This is a genomic window from Stenotrophobium rhamnosiphilum (genome assembly GCF_003052265.1).
GTDB classification, from domain to species: domain Bacteria; phylum Pseudomonadota; class Gammaproteobacteria; order Nevskiales; family Nevskiaceae; genus Stenotrophobium; species Stenotrophobium rhamnosiphilum.
This window is the reverse complement of sequence record NZ_QANS01000006.1, coordinates 24,616-41,112: the sequence shown is the minus strand read 5'-3', so window position 1 is coordinate 41,112 and position 16,497 is coordinate 24,616. Positions and strand designations below refer to the sequence as shown.

Annotated in this window: 16 protein-coding genes and 1 pseudogene; 8 read left to right on the top strand and 9 right to left on the bottom strand. The window is 55.8% G+C overall.

The features are described from left to right. Positions 1 to 57 precede the first annotated feature (57 nt). The 4 genes from dmpG to CJD38_RS15030 are packed head-to-tail and all read right to left on the bottom strand — an operon-like array spanning position 58 to position 3,673. Positions 58 to 1,104 (bottom strand): 4-hydroxy-2-oxovalerate aldolase, encoded by a 1,047-nt coding sequence (gene dmpG, locus CJD38_RS15045; RefSeq protein WP_107941201.1) that lies wholly within the window; start codon positions 1,102 to 1,104, stop codon positions 58 to 60. Beyond that, a complete protein-coding gene (locus CJD38_RS15040) occupies positions 1,104 to 2,021 on the bottom strand; it encodes an acetaldehyde dehydrogenase (acetylating) (RefSeq protein WP_107941200.1) in 918 nt (305 codons plus the stop codon). Before CJD38_RS15040 ends, dmpG begins: the two co-directional genes overlap by 1 nt. 20 nt (positions 2,022 to 2,041) lie before the next feature. Beyond that, a complete protein-coding gene (locus tag CJD38_RS15035; RefSeq protein ID WP_107941199.1) occupies positions 2,042 to 2,839 on the bottom strand; it encodes a fumarylacetoacetate hydrolase family protein in 798 nt (265 codons plus the stop codon). Between the two features lie 3 nt (positions 2,840 to 2,842). Next, positions 2,843 to 3,673, bottom strand: coding sequence for an alpha/beta fold hydrolase (locus tag CJD38_RS15030; RefSeq protein WP_107941198.1), 831 nt, complete (start codon positions 3,671 to 3,673; stop codon positions 2,843 to 2,845). 209 nt (positions 3,674 to 3,882) lie between these two features. Between CJD38_RS15030 and CJD38_RS15025 the strand changes: the two genes are divergently transcribed. The 4 genes from CJD38_RS15025 (at position 3,883) to CJD38_RS15010 (ending at position 8,634) form a co-directional block, all read left to right on the top strand. Beyond that, on the top strand, positions 3,883 to 4,647 hold the full coding sequence (locus CJD38_RS15025) for an SDR family oxidoreductase (RefSeq protein ID WP_107941197.1): 765 nt from the start codon (positions 3,883 to 3,885) through the stop codon (positions 4,645 to 4,647). 93 nt (positions 4,648 to 4,740) lie between these two features. After that, the gene (locus CJD38_RS15020) at positions 4,741 to 6,591 is read left to right on the top strand and encodes an arylsulfatase (RefSeq protein ID WP_107941196.1); all 1,851 of its coding nucleotides are present in this window, start codon (positions 4,741 to 4,743) and stop codon (positions 6,589 to 6,591) included. Beyond that, a complete protein-coding gene (locus CJD38_RS15015) occupies positions 6,588 to 7,601 on the top strand; it encodes a formylglycine-generating enzyme family protein (protein WP_107941195.1) in 1,014 nt (337 codons plus the stop codon). Before CJD38_RS15020 ends, CJD38_RS15015 begins: the two co-directional genes overlap by 4 nt. Before the next feature lie 73 nt (positions 7,602 to 7,674). After that, positions 7,675 to 8,634, top strand: a complete 960-nt coding sequence (locus CJD38_RS15010; RefSeq protein ID WP_107941194.1) for a quinone oxidoreductase family protein — start codon at positions 7,675 to 7,677, stop codon at positions 8,632 to 8,634. 3 nt (positions 8,635 to 8,637) lie between these two features. Here CJD38_RS15010 and CJD38_RS15005 read toward each other — a convergent pair whose 3' ends face one another. From CJD38_RS15005 to lipP1, 3 genes are all read right to left on the bottom strand, one after another. Next, positions 8,638 to 9,399 carry an SDR family NAD(P)-dependent oxidoreductase gene (locus tag CJD38_RS15005; RefSeq protein ID WP_107941193.1) on the bottom strand — a complete coding sequence of 254 codons (762 nt, stop codon included), beginning with the start codon at positions 9,397 to 9,399 and terminating at the stop codon, positions 8,638 to 8,640. Positions 9,400 to 9,428: 29 nt separating this feature from the next. After that, complete coding sequence (locus CJD38_RS15000) at positions 9,429 to 10,643, bottom strand: helix-turn-helix transcriptional regulator (RefSeq protein WP_107941192.1); 1,215 nt, start codon at positions 10,641 to 10,643, stop codon at positions 9,429 to 9,431. A gap of 75 nt (positions 10,644 to 10,718) precedes the next feature. Next, positions 10,719 to 11,708: a LipP1 family hormone-sensitive lipase gene (lipP1, locus tag CJD38_RS14995; RefSeq protein WP_107941344.1), complete on the bottom strand. Its 990-nt coding sequence runs from the start codon at positions 11,706 to 11,708 to the stop codon at positions 10,719 to 10,721. Between the two features lie 185 nt (positions 11,709 to 11,893). Between lipP1 and CJD38_RS14990 the strand changes: the two genes are divergently transcribed. From CJD38_RS14990 to CJD38_RS14975, 4 genes are read left to right on the top strand one after another with little or no spacing between them, the layout of a single operon-like run. After that, entirely contained in the window at positions 11,894 to 13,045 is a 1,152-nt protein-coding gene (locus tag CJD38_RS14990; protein ID WP_107941191.1) for an LLM class flavin-dependent oxidoreductase, read from the top strand. Positions 13,046 to 13,088: 43 nt separating this feature from the next. Next, entirely contained in the window at positions 13,089 to 14,123 is a 1,035-nt protein-coding gene (locus CJD38_RS14985; RefSeq protein WP_206363026.1) for a 5'/3'-nucleotidase SurE, read from the top strand. A 10-nt stretch (positions 14,124 to 14,133) separates the two neighbouring features. Further along, positions 14,134 to 14,757, top strand: a complete 624-nt coding sequence (locus CJD38_RS14980) for a hypothetical protein (protein WP_107941189.1) — start codon at positions 14,134 to 14,136, stop codon at positions 14,755 to 14,757. Beyond that, complete coding sequence (locus tag CJD38_RS14975) at positions 14,741 to 15,559, top strand: SDR family NAD(P)-dependent oxidoreductase (protein ID WP_107941188.1); 819 nt, start codon at positions 14,741 to 14,743, stop codon at positions 15,557 to 15,559. The genes CJD38_RS14980 and CJD38_RS14975 overlap by 17 nt, the downstream gene beginning before the upstream one ends. 83 nt (positions 15,560 to 15,642) lie before the next feature. On the opposite strand, the pseudogene CJD38_RS14970 reads toward CJD38_RS14975, so the two are convergent. Then, positions 15,643 to 16,140: pseudogene (locus CJD38_RS14970) on the bottom strand (flavin reductase family protein); the annotation flags it as partial. Positions 16,141 to 16,150: 10 nt separating this feature from the next. After that, on the bottom strand, positions 16,151 to 16,486 hold the full coding sequence (locus CJD38_RS14965; RefSeq protein ID WP_107941186.1) for a VOC family protein: 336 nt from the start codon (positions 16,484 to 16,486) through the stop codon (positions 16,151 to 16,153). Positions 16,487 to 16,497 lie beyond the last annotated feature (11 nt).

Genomic DNA, 16,497 nt, shown 5'->3' with positions numbered 1-16,497 from the left:
TACGAGAAACGCCGCTCAATGAGCGGCGTTTCCGTAAAACAATAACAACTTAAAGCTTTAGGCTTTCAGCAAGCCACGCTCTTTAGCCATCGTCAGCGCGGTGTCTTCAATCATGTCTTCCTGACCACCGATCATTTTCTTGCGACCGAGTTCGACGAGGATGTCACGCGTAGGCAGGCCGTACTTCTTGCCAGCGCGGTCTGCGTGCAGCAAGAACGTGGAGTAAACACCGGCGAAGCCCAGCGTCAGCGAGGAGCGATCGACGCGCACGATGTGATCCATCATTGGGAAGATGACGTCCTGCGTGAGGTCCATCAGTTTGAACAGATCGCAGTTGGTTTCGATGCCCATGCGATCGCAAACGGCGACGAACACTTCGAGTGGCGTGTTGCCTGCTCCAGCGCCGAGGCCGCCGACTGAAGCATCGATACGGCTTGCGCCTTCTTCAATCGCTGCAATGGAGTTGGCGATGCCCATGCCAAGATTGTGATGGCCGTGGAAGCCGATTTCGGTTTCTGGATTCAGCACTTCACGCAGCGCGCGTACGCGTGCGACGACATCGCTAGGCAACATATAACCAGCGGAGTCGGTGATGTAGATGGTTTGCGCGCCGTAGGATTCCATCAGCTTGCCTTGCGTGGCGAGACCTTTGGGATCGTTGAGGTGGGCCATCATCAGGAAGCCCGTCGTGTCCATGCCGAGCTTGCGTGCGTAGGCGATGTGCTGCGGGCTGGTGTCAGCTTCCGTGCAATGCGTAGCAACATGAACGCTGCGAACGCCATGGTCATACGCGCTCTGCAATTCCTTCATCGTGCCGAGGCCTGGAATCAGCAGCACCGAAACCTTGGCCTGCTTCATCTTGGGAATTACTGCATCCCAATATTCTTCGTTGCTGTGCATGGCAAAGCCGTGCTGCAGCGAGTTGCCGCCAAGACCGCCGCCATGTGCAACTTGAATCAGTGGCACGCCAGCGTCATCGAGTTTGGTCGCAACTTCGATCATCTGCGCGGTGGAAATCTGCTCGCGCTTGGCGTGCATGCCATCGCGCAGCGCCATGTCGTGTACGAGGACCTTGCGGCCCTTCACATTCTTAAGCTCGCTCATTACGCGGCCTCCTTCACTGGCTTGAGCTGATAACGGCCAGCCAGAATTTCTGTTGCAAACATTTCAGCGGTGCGTGCAGCTGCAGCGGTCATGATGTCGAGATTGCCTGCGTAGGTCGGCAGGTAATCGCCGAGGCCTGCAACTTCCATGAACGTCGCGACTTTCTTGCCGTCGAACACGGGGCCGTTGACCAAGCGATAGCCCGGCACATACTTCTGCACTTCTTTCACCATCTCCAGCACCGATGCACGGATGCGTTCCTGATCCGGCTCTTCGTCGGTCAGGCAGTAAATGGTGTTGCGCATGATCATCGGAGGATCAGCAGGGTTGATGATGACCAGCGCCTTGCCGGTGCGTGCGCCGCCGACGGCGCAGACTGCGTTTGAAGTCGTGTAAGTAAATTCGTCGAGATTGGCACGTGTACCGGGGCCAATCGACTTCGAAGACACCGTCGCAATAATTTCGGCGTAACCGACCGACTGAATGCGTGAAACTGCATTGACCATCGGGATCGTTGCCTGACCGGCGCAAGAAATCATGTTGACGTTCATCGCCTGTGCCTTGGCGTGCGTCTCCAAATTCACCGGCGGCACGCAGAGGCCGCCAATGGCAGCAGGCGTGAGATCAACCATCAACACGCCGAGCGCGTTGAGTTTGTCCGAGTTCGACTTGTGAACGTAAGCGCTGGTCGCATCGAAGGCGATCTGCACTTCGTCAGCCAGCACGTGTGGCAGCAAACCATCGACGCCTTCGGACGTGGTCTTGAGGCCCATGTCGCGAGCACGGACGAGACCTTCGGAGGTGGGGTCGATGCCGACCATCCACACTGGCTCCAGCACTGGGCTGCGCTTGAGTTTGTAAATCAGATCGGTGCCGATGTTGCCGGGCCCGATGATGGCGCACTTAATTTTTTTCATGAGATCTCTGAATCAGTGAATCAAGCTTCGAAAGAAATCGAAGCGTTACCAATACCGTGCAAAGTCATTTCAAAGCGGTCGCCCGGCAACGCAGGAAGCAGCGGTGCGAGTGAGCCGGAGAGAATGACTTCGCCAGCGAGAAAAGGAATGCCGTATTTCCCAAGCGTGTTAGCAAGCCACGCAACAGCCGTTGCTGGATGTCCTTGCACTGCAGAGCCGAGACCGCTGGCAACGTGTTCGCCGTTCTTGCGGATGTCCATCTTCACCGCAGCTAAATCGAGATCGTGTGGCTTGACGCGATCACGGCCGAGTACATAAACGCCGCAAGAAGCGTTGTCTGCAACGGTGTCCTGAATCTTGATCTTCCAGTCGCGCACGCGGCTGTCGACGATTTCGAAGCAAGGCACGACGAAGTCGGTTGCATCGAGCACTTGTTCTTCAGTGATGCCGGGGCCACGCAAATCTTTGCGAAGCACGAAAGCGATTTCGCCTTCAGCACGTGGCTGGATCAAGCCCGCTTTCTTCAATGACACGCTGCTGCCATCGGCAACTTCCATCGTGTGCGTGAGAAAGCCAAAGTCCGGCTGATGCACGCCGAGCATGTCTTGCACGGCTTTGCTGGTGACGCCAATTTTTTTACCGACGATACGCTCGCCTTCAGCTTTGCGACGCTCAAGAAAGCGCAGCGAGATGTTGTAAGCGTCTTCAATCGTGATGTCGGCTTCGCGATTGGTCAGCGGTTCAATCACGCTGCGTGCGCGCAGGGCGGCGAACAGTTCGTCGCCGAGGGCGTGGATGCGGGTTTCGGAAAGTGCCATGGCTTAGTTGTTCTTCAAGAAATCAATAACGGTGCGATTGAACAAATCACGATGTTCCATCATCACCCAGTGACCGCAGTTGGGTATCAGCACGACGCGATTATTGGGAATGCCCTTGGCCAATCGCAGAATGCCGTTCTCCGGCATCATGTTTTCGTTGATGCCCCACAGCGTCAGTGTCGGTGCTTTGATCTCGCCGAGACGCGCAGTGATGTTCGGGACCTGCAGGGTCTTCATCACCTGCGGGTTCTGCAGCTTCGCCATTTCCAAGCGCTCGGTAACTAGTTGGTCATCGACGACGGCAGGATCAACCACGAAAGCTTTGATGAAGAATGCCTTCATCGTTTCATGCGTAAACGGCTTGCCCGTGCCCAGATGTGCAAACAGCGCCGCCATGCCTGGCATCGCTTGATAATCCGGCATGTCGCTGACGCCACCCGGCGCCATCAGCACGAGTTTCTCAACGTTCTCTGGATGGGCCAGTGCAAAGCCCAGCGCAACCGCGCCGCCGAGTGAGTTGCCGATCACGGTGTATTTGCTGACGCCAATCGCATCCAGCGCCTGCTTCAGGCACTCGACGAAGAAGGCCAGCGGATATTCGACGTTGTCCGGCTTGTCCGAGTAACCAAAGCCGATCAAGTCCGGCAGGATCACGCGGTAACCGGCCTGCGCCAGTTCCTTGTAGTTGCCTTTGAAATTGCTGTAACCGGAAGCGCCGGTGCCGGAGCCATGCAAAAACACCACGACCGGGCCGGTTCCTTCATCCAGATAATGGATGCGGTAGCCGTTGGGCAGGCTGACGTATTTTCCTTCGGGAACAGGCTTGTTCGACATGGTCGGTGGAATCCGGCTTTAGGAGTCAGTGCGGCAGGGAGAAATCCGCAGTGAATCATGGAGTAAATGGCTGTTTTGGGGCATCGTCCGATTGAATGAGTGATTGAGCTCAGTCAATGACTTAATGTCATCATCAGCAAATAGTTAGCTCCCCTCACCCTAGCCCTCTCCCCGCAAGCGGGGCGAGGGAGAAAATCGAGTCATTTTCCATGTCGAAACAACACGTCATCCTCATCACCGGCGGCGCCAAAGGCGTTGGCCGCGGTATTAGCGAAGCTTTTCTGGCCACTGGCGCCAAAGTTCTGGTTTGTGGTCGTGAACAGCCCGCCGAACTCCCTGCCGTTGGCGACAACAAAGCCGAGTTCATTGCCACCGATGTGCGCGATACCACTGCTGTCGATGCCTTGTTCGCCGGAATTGCCGAGCGCTTTGGTCGTCTCGATGTGTTGGTCAACAACGCCGGCGGTTCGCCATTTGCGATGGCGGATAAAGCCTCGCCACGTTTTCACGAAAAAATCTTCGCACTGAATCTGCTCGCGCCATTTCACTTTGCACAGAAAGCCAATGCGCTGATGCAAGCGCAGGCCGAAGGCGGCAGCATCATTTTTATTGGCAGCGTATCGGCATTGCGTCCTTCGCCCGGCACTGCGGCTTATGGCGCATCTAAAGCGGCAGTGCTGAGCTTGGTGCAATCGCTAGGTGTGGAGTGGGCACCTAAAGTTCGCGTGAGTGCAGTCAGCCCGGGCCCTGTGCTGACCGAACAAGCGGATCTGCACTACGGCGATGCAGCAGGTGTTGCTGCTGTGGCAAAAACGATTCCGATGCAGCGCCTCGCCAATCCAATCGACATCGGCAACGCCTGCGTGTGGCTCAGCTCGCCGGGCGCTGCTTATGTTTCGGGCATCAACATTGTGTTGCACGGCGGTGGTGAGCGCCCTGCGTTTCTGGATGCATCGACGGTTAACAAGCCGTGAGCCACGGCTCAATTCATCTAAGAATAGAACGTCAAAATTAATAACGACTGCTTATAGTGAGCGGTTGTAGAAATAGTGCGAAGGGGATGTGCGATGAAGTCGAAAAACCAATCCGCAACGCTTGCGATTGCTGGACGCTGGGCAATGATCTTGGCTATGTCGGCAAGCGTTGTAGCGGCAGGTTGCAGTCGCTCCAATGGCGTCGATGCGAGTAATGCTGCCAAAGGCAAGCCTAACGTTTTGGTGATTTTGGCTGATGATCTCGGTTACGCAGATCTCAGTGGATTCGGTAGCGAAATTCAGACGCCGAACATCGATGCGTTGATGAGCGAAGGTCGCGTGCTGACCAATTTCCATGCGACGCCACTCTGCGCAACTTCACGTTCGGAATTGCTGACGGGCGTTGATCATCACTTGATCGGCGTCGGCGCGATGTCGGACACCAGTTATTTTTATCCGGGCAACGAACAGTACCAAGGCGTGCTCAACGATGGCGCGCCGACGGTTGCCCAGATTTTGCGCGATGCCGGTTATCACACCTATATGAGTGGCAAGTGGCATCTCGGCGGTGACGGTCCGAACGCAGTTGGTTTCGAGCAATCGTTTGCGATGGATTACAGCGCTGCGTTTGGCAGCAACTTCAAAGCCACCAGCGCCAACCCAGAATCTTCAGCAAAGGCCTATCTCGAAAACGGCAAGGAAGCAGAGATTCCGGATGATTTCTTCTCCAGCGATTATTTCGTCGACAAGCTGCTCAGCTTCTTTGAAAAAGATCGTCGCGACGGCAAGCCGTTCTTCGCTTATCTAGCTTTCCAAGCGGTGCACTTTCCATTGCAGGCGCCGGACAAGTATCTCGATCTTTACAAGGGAAAATACGACGCTGGCTATCAGGTGGTCCGCGATGCGCGTATCACGCGCATGAAATCACTCGGCATCATCCCGCAGGATTTCAATCCGAATCCTGGCAGCGAAACGACAATGATTCGTTTCGGTCAGCCCGGCGTTCTGACCAATCCGTCATGGGATTCACTGTCGGCGTCTGACAAGCAGAGCGAAGCACGCTTGATGGAAGTGTACGCAGGCATGTTGGTCAATCTCGATGACAACGTCGGGCGCGTCATCAAATATCTCAAGAAGACTGGTCAGTACGACAACACGCTGGTGATCTTCACGTCGGATAACGGCGCCGATGGCATGGGTTACGGATTTATTCCGTACACCGATCTGAGCAATCCTGCGAGCGTGTTGAGCATTGATAATTCTCTGGCCAATTACGGCAAGCGCAGCTCATTCCTGTTCCGCAGCACGCGTTGGGCAGAAGTCGGCACTGCGCCGTTCCGTTTGTTCAAGAGCTTTACCGCAGAAGGCGGCACCGCCGTGCCAACGATCATGCGTGTGCCCAAGCAATCGGGTGGCGAGCCGAGGAGCGGAGAGTTTGCAACGCTGCGTGATGTGGTGCCCACCATCCTCGCGTATACCGATGTCGCAGCGCCTGGCGCGCAGTATCAGGGCAAGGCCATCGCGCAGCTTGAAGGCACTTCGCTGAAACCATTGCTGCAAGGAAAAGCTGGTGCGGTTCATGGGCCGGATGAAGTCATCGCTGACGAAGTCAACGACATCCGCGTCGTGCGTAAAGGCTCATGGAAGATGACGCAGATTCGCAACTACATGCTGCCGTCGGCTGCCGAGTTCCTCAATCACAACTGGCAGCTCTACAACATGGATACGGATCGTGGCGAGAATGTTGATGTCGCCGCGCAGCATCCGGAGATTGTTGCTGAGCTAACCGCAGAGTGGGATGCCTACGCACAACGCGTTGCTTATGTCGCGCCTTTATTGCCGCCACAGTTGCCCGCATTGCCGCTGCCAATCGTGCAGCAGCTGGAAGCACAACTGACGTCTTCACAATTGCAACAGTACCTCTTGAAATTTATCCAGCCATGAAGATTCACGGACCTACCGTTCGCGTTGGCTTACTCGCGGTCGTTGTTCTTGGAGTTGCCTTTGCGGCGGTGAATTCGCTGAAGGATGTCTCTGCAATTAAGTCTCAGGTTGCGCTTGGCACGCGTGCTAATTGCGAGGCCTACAAAGGCTTGCCCTTGGCGTGGGGCAAGGCCAAGCACGCGGGCATGGTCAAGATTAACGGTGGCGAGTTTCAACTCGGCAGCGAACGCGGTTATGCCGATGAGCGTCCACTGCAATTCACGCGGATTGATTCGTTCTGGATTGATCGCACGGAAGTAACGAATGCGCAGTTCGCTGCGTTTGTTGCTGCGACCAACTATGTCACCGACGCCGAAAAGTCCGGCGGCTCTGCAATTTTTAAGACGCCAGAAGTTACGGATGGAAAAGTTGCAGAAGGCAGTTGGTGGCATCTGATCAAGGAAGCCAACTGGCGTCATCCCGAAGGCGCGGACAGCGATATCGCGGGCCACGAGCACGAGCCCGTTGTTGACGTGAGTTACGCCGATGCACTGGCTTACGCGCATTGGCTCGGTCGCGAGTTGCCGACAGAAGCGCAGTGGGAATACGCCGCCAAGGGCGGTCGCAGCAATGAGCAGTCTGATCATTCTCTGCGTGATGCAAAGGGAAATCCTTTAGCCAATTTCTGGCAAGGCCTCTTCCCATTTTCGAACAACGACGAAGACGGCTTTCCAGGGCGCGCGCCCGCCGGATGTTTTGCAGCCAATCCTTATGGTCTGCACGACATGGTTGGCAACGTTTGGGAATGGACTTCAGATGTCTACAGCGAACGCCGTGGTGAGACCGCGAATTTGAGTGATCAACTCACCGCGATTCCAGCGCGTGGTACTGCGGCGCTGCGAGTGATTAAAGGCGGTTCGTATCTCTGCTCGGCAGATTACTGCGTGCGTGCACGTGCTTCGTCGCGTCAGCCACAAGAATCCGATTTGCCTGCATCGCATCTGGGCTTTCGCACAATCAGCAAGAACTAAATTTTCCGTAAAGACGGATGCAGGTGCATTGGGGTGGTTTACCATCGGCGTTCTGATTGTTGCGAGAACGTTTATGCAAGCCGCTCTAGTTGATAACTTTGCCCAGCCCCCAAAATTTGGTGAAATCGCAGCGCCAGTAGCGCTCGATGGTGAAGTGCTGGTCTCCACTCGCGCGGCAGCGCTGAGTCAACTGGTGCGCGTGCAGGCTTCCGGCAAGCATTACAGCAGCGGCAAAATCTTACCCATGGTGCCAGGTGTAGATGGCGTTGGTTTGCTCGCCGATGGCCGCCGTGTTTACTTTGCGTTTCCGCGTGGGCCGATTGGCGCAATGGCTGAAACGGTGGCGGTGAAAGCAGCGCAGGTTGCCGAAGTCCCGGCAGAAGTTGATGACGTCACCGCTGCTGCGATTGCCAATCCAGGAATGTCTTCGTGGGCAGCGCTGACACATCGCGCGCATATGAAGCGTGGGGAATCTGTGTTGATCCTCGGTGCGGCGGGTGCATCGGGTCGTCTTGCGATTCAGGTGGCCAAGCATCTTGGCGCAGGCCGTGTTGTTGCCGCGGCGCGAAACCGTGCAGTCGAAGCTGAATTGCGTGCGCTGGGCGCCGATGAATTCATTGGACTCGATCAAACCCCTGAAGCGCTGACTCCAATATTTCGTGAGCAGATCCACGCGCCGGGCGTTGGTGTGGTGCTGGATTACCTGTGGGGCATGCCTGCCGAGAGTTTCATCAACGCAGTCGCCGGACATGGCAGTGGCGAAGCGGCGCGACGAATTCGTTTCGTCAACATCGGCTCCATGGCAGGTCTATCGATTCCAATGGCGGCTGGTGGTTTGCGCAGCTCTGGATTGGAGTTGATGGGCAGTGGCCTTGGCAGTGTGTCGCATGCTGATTTGGTGAAGGTCGTTGGCGAACTCCTGCGCGCCATCGGTCCTGCAAAACTCAAGGTCGATGCCGTAGCGATGCCGATGCGTGAAGTTGAATCCGCTTGGACCAGCAAGACGGCTCAACGCATCGTGCTGACGTTCTGATTTTTACTGAGCCAGATAGCCGCCATCAACGGTAAAGCAGGCGCCGTTGGCATAACTGGATCGCGCTGAGCAGAGCCACAGTGCCATGTCAGCAATTTCTTCCGGGCGCCCCACGCGTCCCGCAGGAATTCCGCCCGTAGTCATATCGTGCGCTTGTTTATTCTGAAGAATGGCCTGCGTCATTGGCGTCTCGATGATGCCGGGTGCAAGCACATTGCAGCGGATACCTTTGCTGCCGTACTCAATCGCCGCAACTTTGCTTAGGCCAAATACACCGTGCTTCGCAGCAACGTAGCCGGGCACGCCAGCGAAACCAATCTGGCTCGCGATCGAGCCTGTGTTCACAATGCTGCCGCCGCCGTGTTTAAGCATCGCTGGAATCTGTGCGCGCATCGCGTAGAACACGCCTGAGAGATTGACTGCGATCAAGCGATCCCACAGTTCCAGCGGATAGTCGATGAAGCCCGGAGGAATGGGGCCATCAGAGATGCCGGCGTTATTGAAGGCAGCGTCGAGTCGACCGTAGTTGATCATCGCCGCTGCAACCAATCTTTCGTGATCGTGAGGTTTCGCGACGTCCGTGCGCACAAAGATCGCATCGGTTCCGAGTTCACGAATTTCTTTGGCGAGTGATTCGCCAGCGTCTTCATTCAAATCTGCCAACACCAACTTGGCGCCTTCTTCAGCAAAGCGAGAAGCCGCTGCACGGCCGATGCCGCCCGTGGCGCCAGTAATGAGGGCGACCTTGTTCGTAAGTTCTTTCATAGGGACCTGAATTAAATTGTTTGCAGAAACTAGCCTAGCGATGCAACGCTGCCGAGCAGCTTTCGCACCAGCATCGTCTGACGCGTGACGCCAGTTTTATTGAAGATGAAGCGCAAATAAGTGCGCGCGGTGTTTTTCTTAAGGCCAAGATTTTCAGCGGTCTCTTCGATCGTGCTGCCGTTGGCGAGTGACAAGGCCATCGCCGCTTCGATGCGCGTGAGGCCGAATAACTGCTGCACAATCTTCTGCGATGTTTCTGCGACGCTGGCTTCGGGATCACGAATAAAAATAACAGCGGCAGCGCGCTGACGATTCACCGTCCAAGGGCTTGGCGGAATTTCTTTCACCAAAATGCCAAGGCTAGAGCGGCCAGAAGGGCGCGTGAGTGCCAGTGCCTCAACCAGGCCCGGACCTTTCTTGCCCGCGCTGCCTGAAAGCGCTTCTTTGATCAGACGTTGCAGTTCATGGCCTTCGCGCCGGTTGTCGGTGCACAGCACGTTATTGCTGATTTGAATGCCATCTTTCTCGGCAAGAATGCGACGCGCTTCTGGATTGAGATCAATCACTGCGCCGTTATGCGCAAGACTGATCGTCCCGAGTTGCATGCTATTGACCGCGCCTGCAAAGAGTTGGCGTTCTGTTTCCAAGCCATCGAGACGTGAGTGCAATTGCAATGCACGACGCATATGCGGCAGCAGCAAGCGACACAGTGCGATGTCATCGGCGGAAAATGGAATATCCCCGCCACGCGAAACGCGGAAGCGACACTCAATGCCATCAGCGGTTTGAATATCTGCGCCAATCAGAAATTTCACATCGAGTGGCTTCAGGTATTCGCGATACAGCGTGCTTTGCTTCCAGACTTTGTCGCCCACCAATTCTTCAGGCGTTACGACTTGGCCTTCTGGCAAACCCACAAAAGGATCGAGCGTGAAGAAATGATTCTGGTAAGCCTCCGTCGCATCGTGAGCAACGGCATCCGTATTGACGAGAATGCCGGTGGACACGGGCGAAGGCGGTTTGAGAATCAGCGTGACGTGTTTGGCGTGCAGTGTTTCGCACAAGAGATTGAGTGCAGAATGCCAAGGTGGATCTTCAGTCGGGCCGTCGTAAATTGCATTGAAGAAACCATTGAGTTTTTCAAAGCTGCCCAAGCCTGCAACAGCGGGTAAATCCGGATTCAAAGACGCCGGGCCCATTCGCGATTTCGCGGAGCTGCTTTGCGTTTTGATGAGATGGACCATGGTGCCTCCTTGCACGCTTTTGACTGGGTAATCTACAAACGACCAGTGCCTGCGTATTCGAGTCTAGTACAAGCTTTAGGCCGGGCTTCGTCCGGACTGATGAATGGTTTGCGCTGTCCGGTTTGCAGGTGACGCGCCTGTTTTGCGAAACGCTGTTCTGAGTACGAGCGCGGCTTCGGTCAATGCATCATCTGCTGCCGTGATTGCGCCCAACATGCTGATGAAGCCGTGAATTTGTCCGGGCCAGCGCTGCAAGTTCACTGCAACACCGGCTTTATTCAGTGCAGCGGCATAAGCCTCGCCTTCATCGCGCAGCGGATCGCACGCAGCAGTAAAGATGGTGGCGGGCGCAATGTCTGTCAGATCAGTCTGACGTAGCGGCGAAGCGCGCGGATCATCGGCCGCCTGTTCATTCGGCAAGTAGTGGCCGATGAACCAGCGCATCATGTCAGCCGTCAACACATAGCCTTCACCGAATTCGCGATAGCTCGTGCTGCTGCAAGCGCAGTCGGTGACGGGATACAGCAAGAGTTGTTGACGTAGTGGAATGTCTTGCTGCTGCGCCCACTGCGCGGTGACGGCGGCAAGATTTCCGCCCGCACTGTCACCAGCAACGGCAAGACGTGTTGCGTCGCCATCGATATCTGCAGCGTGCGTGTGCACCCAACGCAGTGCTGCGCAGGCGTCTTCCACTGCGGCAGGGAATTTCGCTTCTGGCGCGAGACGGTAGTCCACCGACACCACCAAAGTTTCTGCGCGCTGCGCAATGCAGCGACAAATATTGTCGTGCGTATCGAGACTGCAGATCACGAAGCCCCCGCCATGGAAGTACAGCGTCACTGGCAATCGACCCGATGTCTTCGGTCTGTAAATGCGAATACGCAGTGGGCCACCGGGGCCTGCAATTTCACGATCCTCGATTTGCGCCACTTCATCGCCGGGCGCGAACTGCGACGGCGTATTCATCGCCGCACGAAAGATTGCAGCAGGAATCGCGGATAAATCGACTTTAGGCATCGCCGAGTAAGCGTCAACGATGGTCTGAACTTGAGGGTCTAGCGTCATGAAACGGTCCATGGGGCTGCAGGGGCATGGACCCGATTGTCGGCTCGCAATTCGGCCGCGGGATCGTCCGTTTGAAGATATGGCCTTGGACGAGGCTGAGCCCCTCCGGCCTCACCAAACTCTGGTCCATGCCCGGCAAACCATGCCGGTGCCGGATTCCATGAACACAGAGTGAGGGTAAAGACATGAAATTTTCACTGATCTACGAAGCACAGACCACCGATGCTTCACGCGAAGGCGACCGCAGAATCTTCGACGAAATCGTTGAGCAAGCCGTACTGGCTGAGCAGATGGGTTTCGACGTGATCTGGTGCGTCGAGCACACCGCCTTAACCAACTACGCACATATGAGCGCGCCAGAAACAGTGTTGGCGTTCTTGGCTGGCAAGACCAGTCGCATTCATCTGGGCCATGGCGTGGTGTGTTTGCCGCCTGCGATGAATCATCCGGTGAAAGTGGCAGAGCGCATCGCGACGCTGGATTTGTTGTCGCATGGTCGCGTGCACTTCGGCGTGGGCAAAGGCGGCACGCAGCAAGAAGCAGGCACCTTCGGCTACGACCTGAATACTTTGTATCCGCAGATCGATGAAGCGATGTATCTGATCCCCAAGATCATGACGCAGGACGAGATCGAACACGACGGCACTTACATCAAAATTCCACGTCGCCCGATTCATCCGAAGCCTTATCAGGATCCGCATCCGCCGATGTATCTGGCTTGCACCAACACCGACACGCTGACGCGTGCAGGTGAACGCGGCATGGGCGCGTTAGTCCTCGGCTTTGGTGGTCCAGAAGATGTGGCGAAGAAGAATTCGGTTTATCGCCAGGCTTGGGCGACGCGCCGTGCGGAAGATCAAGTCGGCTTCCGCCCTACGCAACATCTCGCCGCGCTGTGCCCAACGATTGTGCTCGAAGATGGTTTGCAGGCACGCAAGATCGGCATCAAAGGTCAGCGTTACTTCATGGAGTCGCTCGGCCATTGGTATGGCGCGGGCCCCAAGCCTGATCCAAGCAAGTGGGATGACAACGTCACTTCGCAAGATGCGGAAGGCAAGGACGTGATCCGGACGAACTTTGCGTCAGAGAAGATCGCTTTCGATTTCAGCGATCCGAACATGATGCTGATGAATCCGAACCACGCTTACGGCACCGTCGAAGATTGCATCGGCTATGTGCAGCGTCTGATTGATTCTGGTGCCGACGAGATTCTGTTCATCTGCCAGATGGGCACGGTGCCGCAGTGGGCGCAGCTGGAAACGCTGAAGAACATCGGCAAGTACGTGATTCCACATTTCCGCAATGAAGCCACGGTGCGCGTTGCGCAGCGGGCCTGATTTACCCAGCGTCAAAAACTAAAACTACAGAGGAGAGCAAGCGATGATTCATATGTCAGGTGTAACCGTTCCCGCCATCCGTCGAATATTAGGGCTTGTAGCTATGAGCCTGATGGTGATGTTGCCGCAGCAAAGCTGGGCGCTGAATATTGTGCTGTCGAACGATGATGGCTTTGAGACCGCGAATATCCATGCGCTGTATCAACGTTTAAAAGCAGCAGGTCATGACGTTGTGTTGTCTGGCCCCACGCAGAACAACAGCGGTAAAGGCGGCGCGATGAATTTTCTGGCGCCAGTAACGCCGCTGACGAAAGACACGCGCTTTGCGACGGTGAAAGCAGGCGCTGCGGGTGCGGGCGTAAGTCCTAGCGATGCGGACGTGTTCTACGTTGATGGCACGCCGGTGATGGCAATGTTGTATGGCTTGGATGTTGTAGCCGCAAAGCGTTGGGGTGGTCAGCCGGATTTGGTGATCTCTGGTCCGAATGAAGGCGCTAACTTGGGTGCGATCAATAACTCATCTGGCACATTCAACAACGCGCTTTATGCAATCAATCGCGGTGTTCCGGCAATTGCTGTCAGCTATAGCGGTACAACAGGACGCTCATACACGGCATTAACTGATGGCGCTGTTGAATATCGCGTTGCCGACATTGTGATGCAGCTCGTCAATCGACTGGATGCGCAGAAAGGAAGTGACGGACGTTTGTTGCCTCTAGGTGTTGGTCTTAACGTCAACATTCCGGTGCTTGTAGATGGCGTCACGCCAGCATTCAAGTTTTCGCGCTTGGGCGTTGCTACGGATTATCAGCCGGTGTTCTACGAAAGCTTGTCAAACAGTCCTGTAGCTGTGGGCTACGGAGCAGGCGTGCCGTTTCCAGGCATCTCATTCGTGAATAACTCGATCACGCCGCCCGCTGGTGTCGTGGTGCCGAACGACACGGCTGCAAGCTCTGAGCGCAATGTGGTTGTGACGGGTGCAATTGCAGTCAGCGTGGTAGAAGGTGTGCCGCAAGCTCGCCGTAGCAACGAAGACACAATCAAGATTCGTCTCAACACACTCTTCAACCAACCTTGAGGAGTGTGCCATGAGATTAATTATCTTCATTACGCTGGCGAGCTTGCTGCTGGCCGCGTGTAGTGGCCATAACGACGCGAAGACATTTGAGCTGCCTGACTTTGGTAGTGGAGCGCGCCACGTTGTGGTTTCTGGCGACACCGCCAGCAATGGTCTGGCGCTGATCGGCGCAGATGGCAAGGCTTATCTGATGCTGGGTAACGATAGCAATGCTGCGTCGACGGTGGTGTATCGCCGCAGCTCAAGCAATGCACGCTGGGGTCGTGTGCCTGAGACAACTGAAAGCCCAATACTTGCAGTGCAGCTCAACGAGGCTGACGCAGCGACCGCACCAACATTGCCGTCGACTGCCACCACGCTACGCACTTCGCTCAACGACGCCGTTGTCACTTTCATCTTGCAGCCCACCGGCAATATTGTTGCGAGTGCTAGCGGATGTCAGGTTAGTGGAAAACTAAATAGTGCTGTTGGTCAGCCAGCAGCCAGAGTGAAACTGCGCTTTGAGCAATGCGGACCGATCACTGGCAATTACAACGGCGTCGCTTTTGTCGATGCAGATGCTGCCAATGCCGACATTCATATCGTTGTTGATAACGGCACAGCGATTCAGGATTTCTATGCCTACGCACAGTAATTTCCATGGACAGGTTGCGGTCATCACCGGTGCGGCTAGCGGTATCGGTTCGGGCCTCGCACGTAAAGCGCATGCATTGGGCATGCGCTTGGTGCTGGCCGATGTCAGTGCTGAATCGTTGCAGGCGCTAGCGCAAGAAGTGAATGCGCTGGCTGTTGTGACGGATGTTTCCAACGCTGAATCCGTTGAGCAATTGGCAATACGTGCTTATGCGGAATATGGCCAAGTCGATTTCTTGTTCAACAACGCCGGCGTGATGGCGGCGGGCAATAGCTGGGAGATTGATCCTCAGCGTTGGCGTCGTGTTATCGATATCAATCTGTTTGGTGTGTTGCACGGCATTCGTAGTTTTGTACCGCGCATGCTGGCGGCGGGAAAACCCGCACGCATCGTCAACACCTCTTCTGTCGGAGGTTTTCTTGCGAGCCCCTTGATGGCGCCTTACTCGGCGGCAAAGTTTGCAGTGGTCGCGTTAACGGAATCTCTGCGTGCGGAAATGGAATTTATTGGCGCGCCAATCAGTGTGTCCTTACTCGCGCCAGGTCCTGTGAAGACCGGCATCTTCCGTGATCCTTGTGGGCCGGAAGCCGGTGATGCAACCCGTGGGTTTGTGACGCAACTGGTGCAGATGACGGAGCAGTACGGCATCTCGCCAGAAGAGTTGGCTGAGCGAGCGTTCGCAGGTATTGCGGACAATCGTTTCTGGCTGATTCCTCAGCCGGAGGCGCTCGACGATGCATTGCGTGCGCGTACGGAAGGAATTTTGTCGCGTAGTACGCCGCTGTTGCCTTGGGCGATTTAGCGATTTGAAGATACGGGTTTGAAAATGCGGCGCGGATTATCCGCGCCGTATTTGTTTTAAGCAGCGCGTGCGATTTGTTGTGCAGCGCAGGCCTTACGCGTAACGACGGCGTAACCGCCTGCATGAAAGGCCAGAGGTGGAAGATCGTTACGATCAAAGTCCAACACCTGACCGACAAAGATCCAGTGATCGCCGCCTTCGTAAACTGCGGTGGTCATGCACTGAAGGCGTGTCGCGCAATCGGGTAGCAGCGGCAATCTTGCGATGCCTTCGCTGCTGTCGACGCCTGCAAACTTGTCCGCGCCGCGACGTGCAAAGCGATTCGAGAGCTCTTCTTGCTCTTCAGAGAGGATGTGAACGGCCCAGTGTTTCGCAGTCTCAAATGCCGAAAGACTTTGCGAGGTTTTGGCCAGGCTCCATAGGACCATCGGCGGATCCAACGACACTGAGTTGAAGCTATTGGCTGTAATGCCAATCGGCGTGCCGTCTTCAGCGCGTGTGGTGATGATGGTGACACCAGTGGCAAAAGCGCCTAGCGCGTTGCGGAATTCGCGGGGATCAATATTTGAGATCGCGTTCATATCACGGCCCTCAGAGTTTGGATGAAAGAATTAGGTGGTGCCCGGCTGGGCTGGCAACAACGGCGCGCCACTCGTGTGGCCCGCGTTCAAGAGGTCTTAACAAGGTCGCACCTGCGGCCATCAGCAATGCAAGTGATTGCTCAATGTCTGCGACGCGAAATACCGCAGCGGCTTGCGTGCAGATCCGTTCATCCTCCGCAGCTATACCGATCGTCAGGCCGCCCGCATCAAGTGCGGCGTAGCGCTGTCCGTCACGGAAGCGTGCGGCAAGGCCTAGTCCTTGCTGAAAGAACTGCAGCTCCGTCTCAAGCGACTGTGCTGGGTAAAACAGTGAATGAAGGGCCATAACAGGGACTC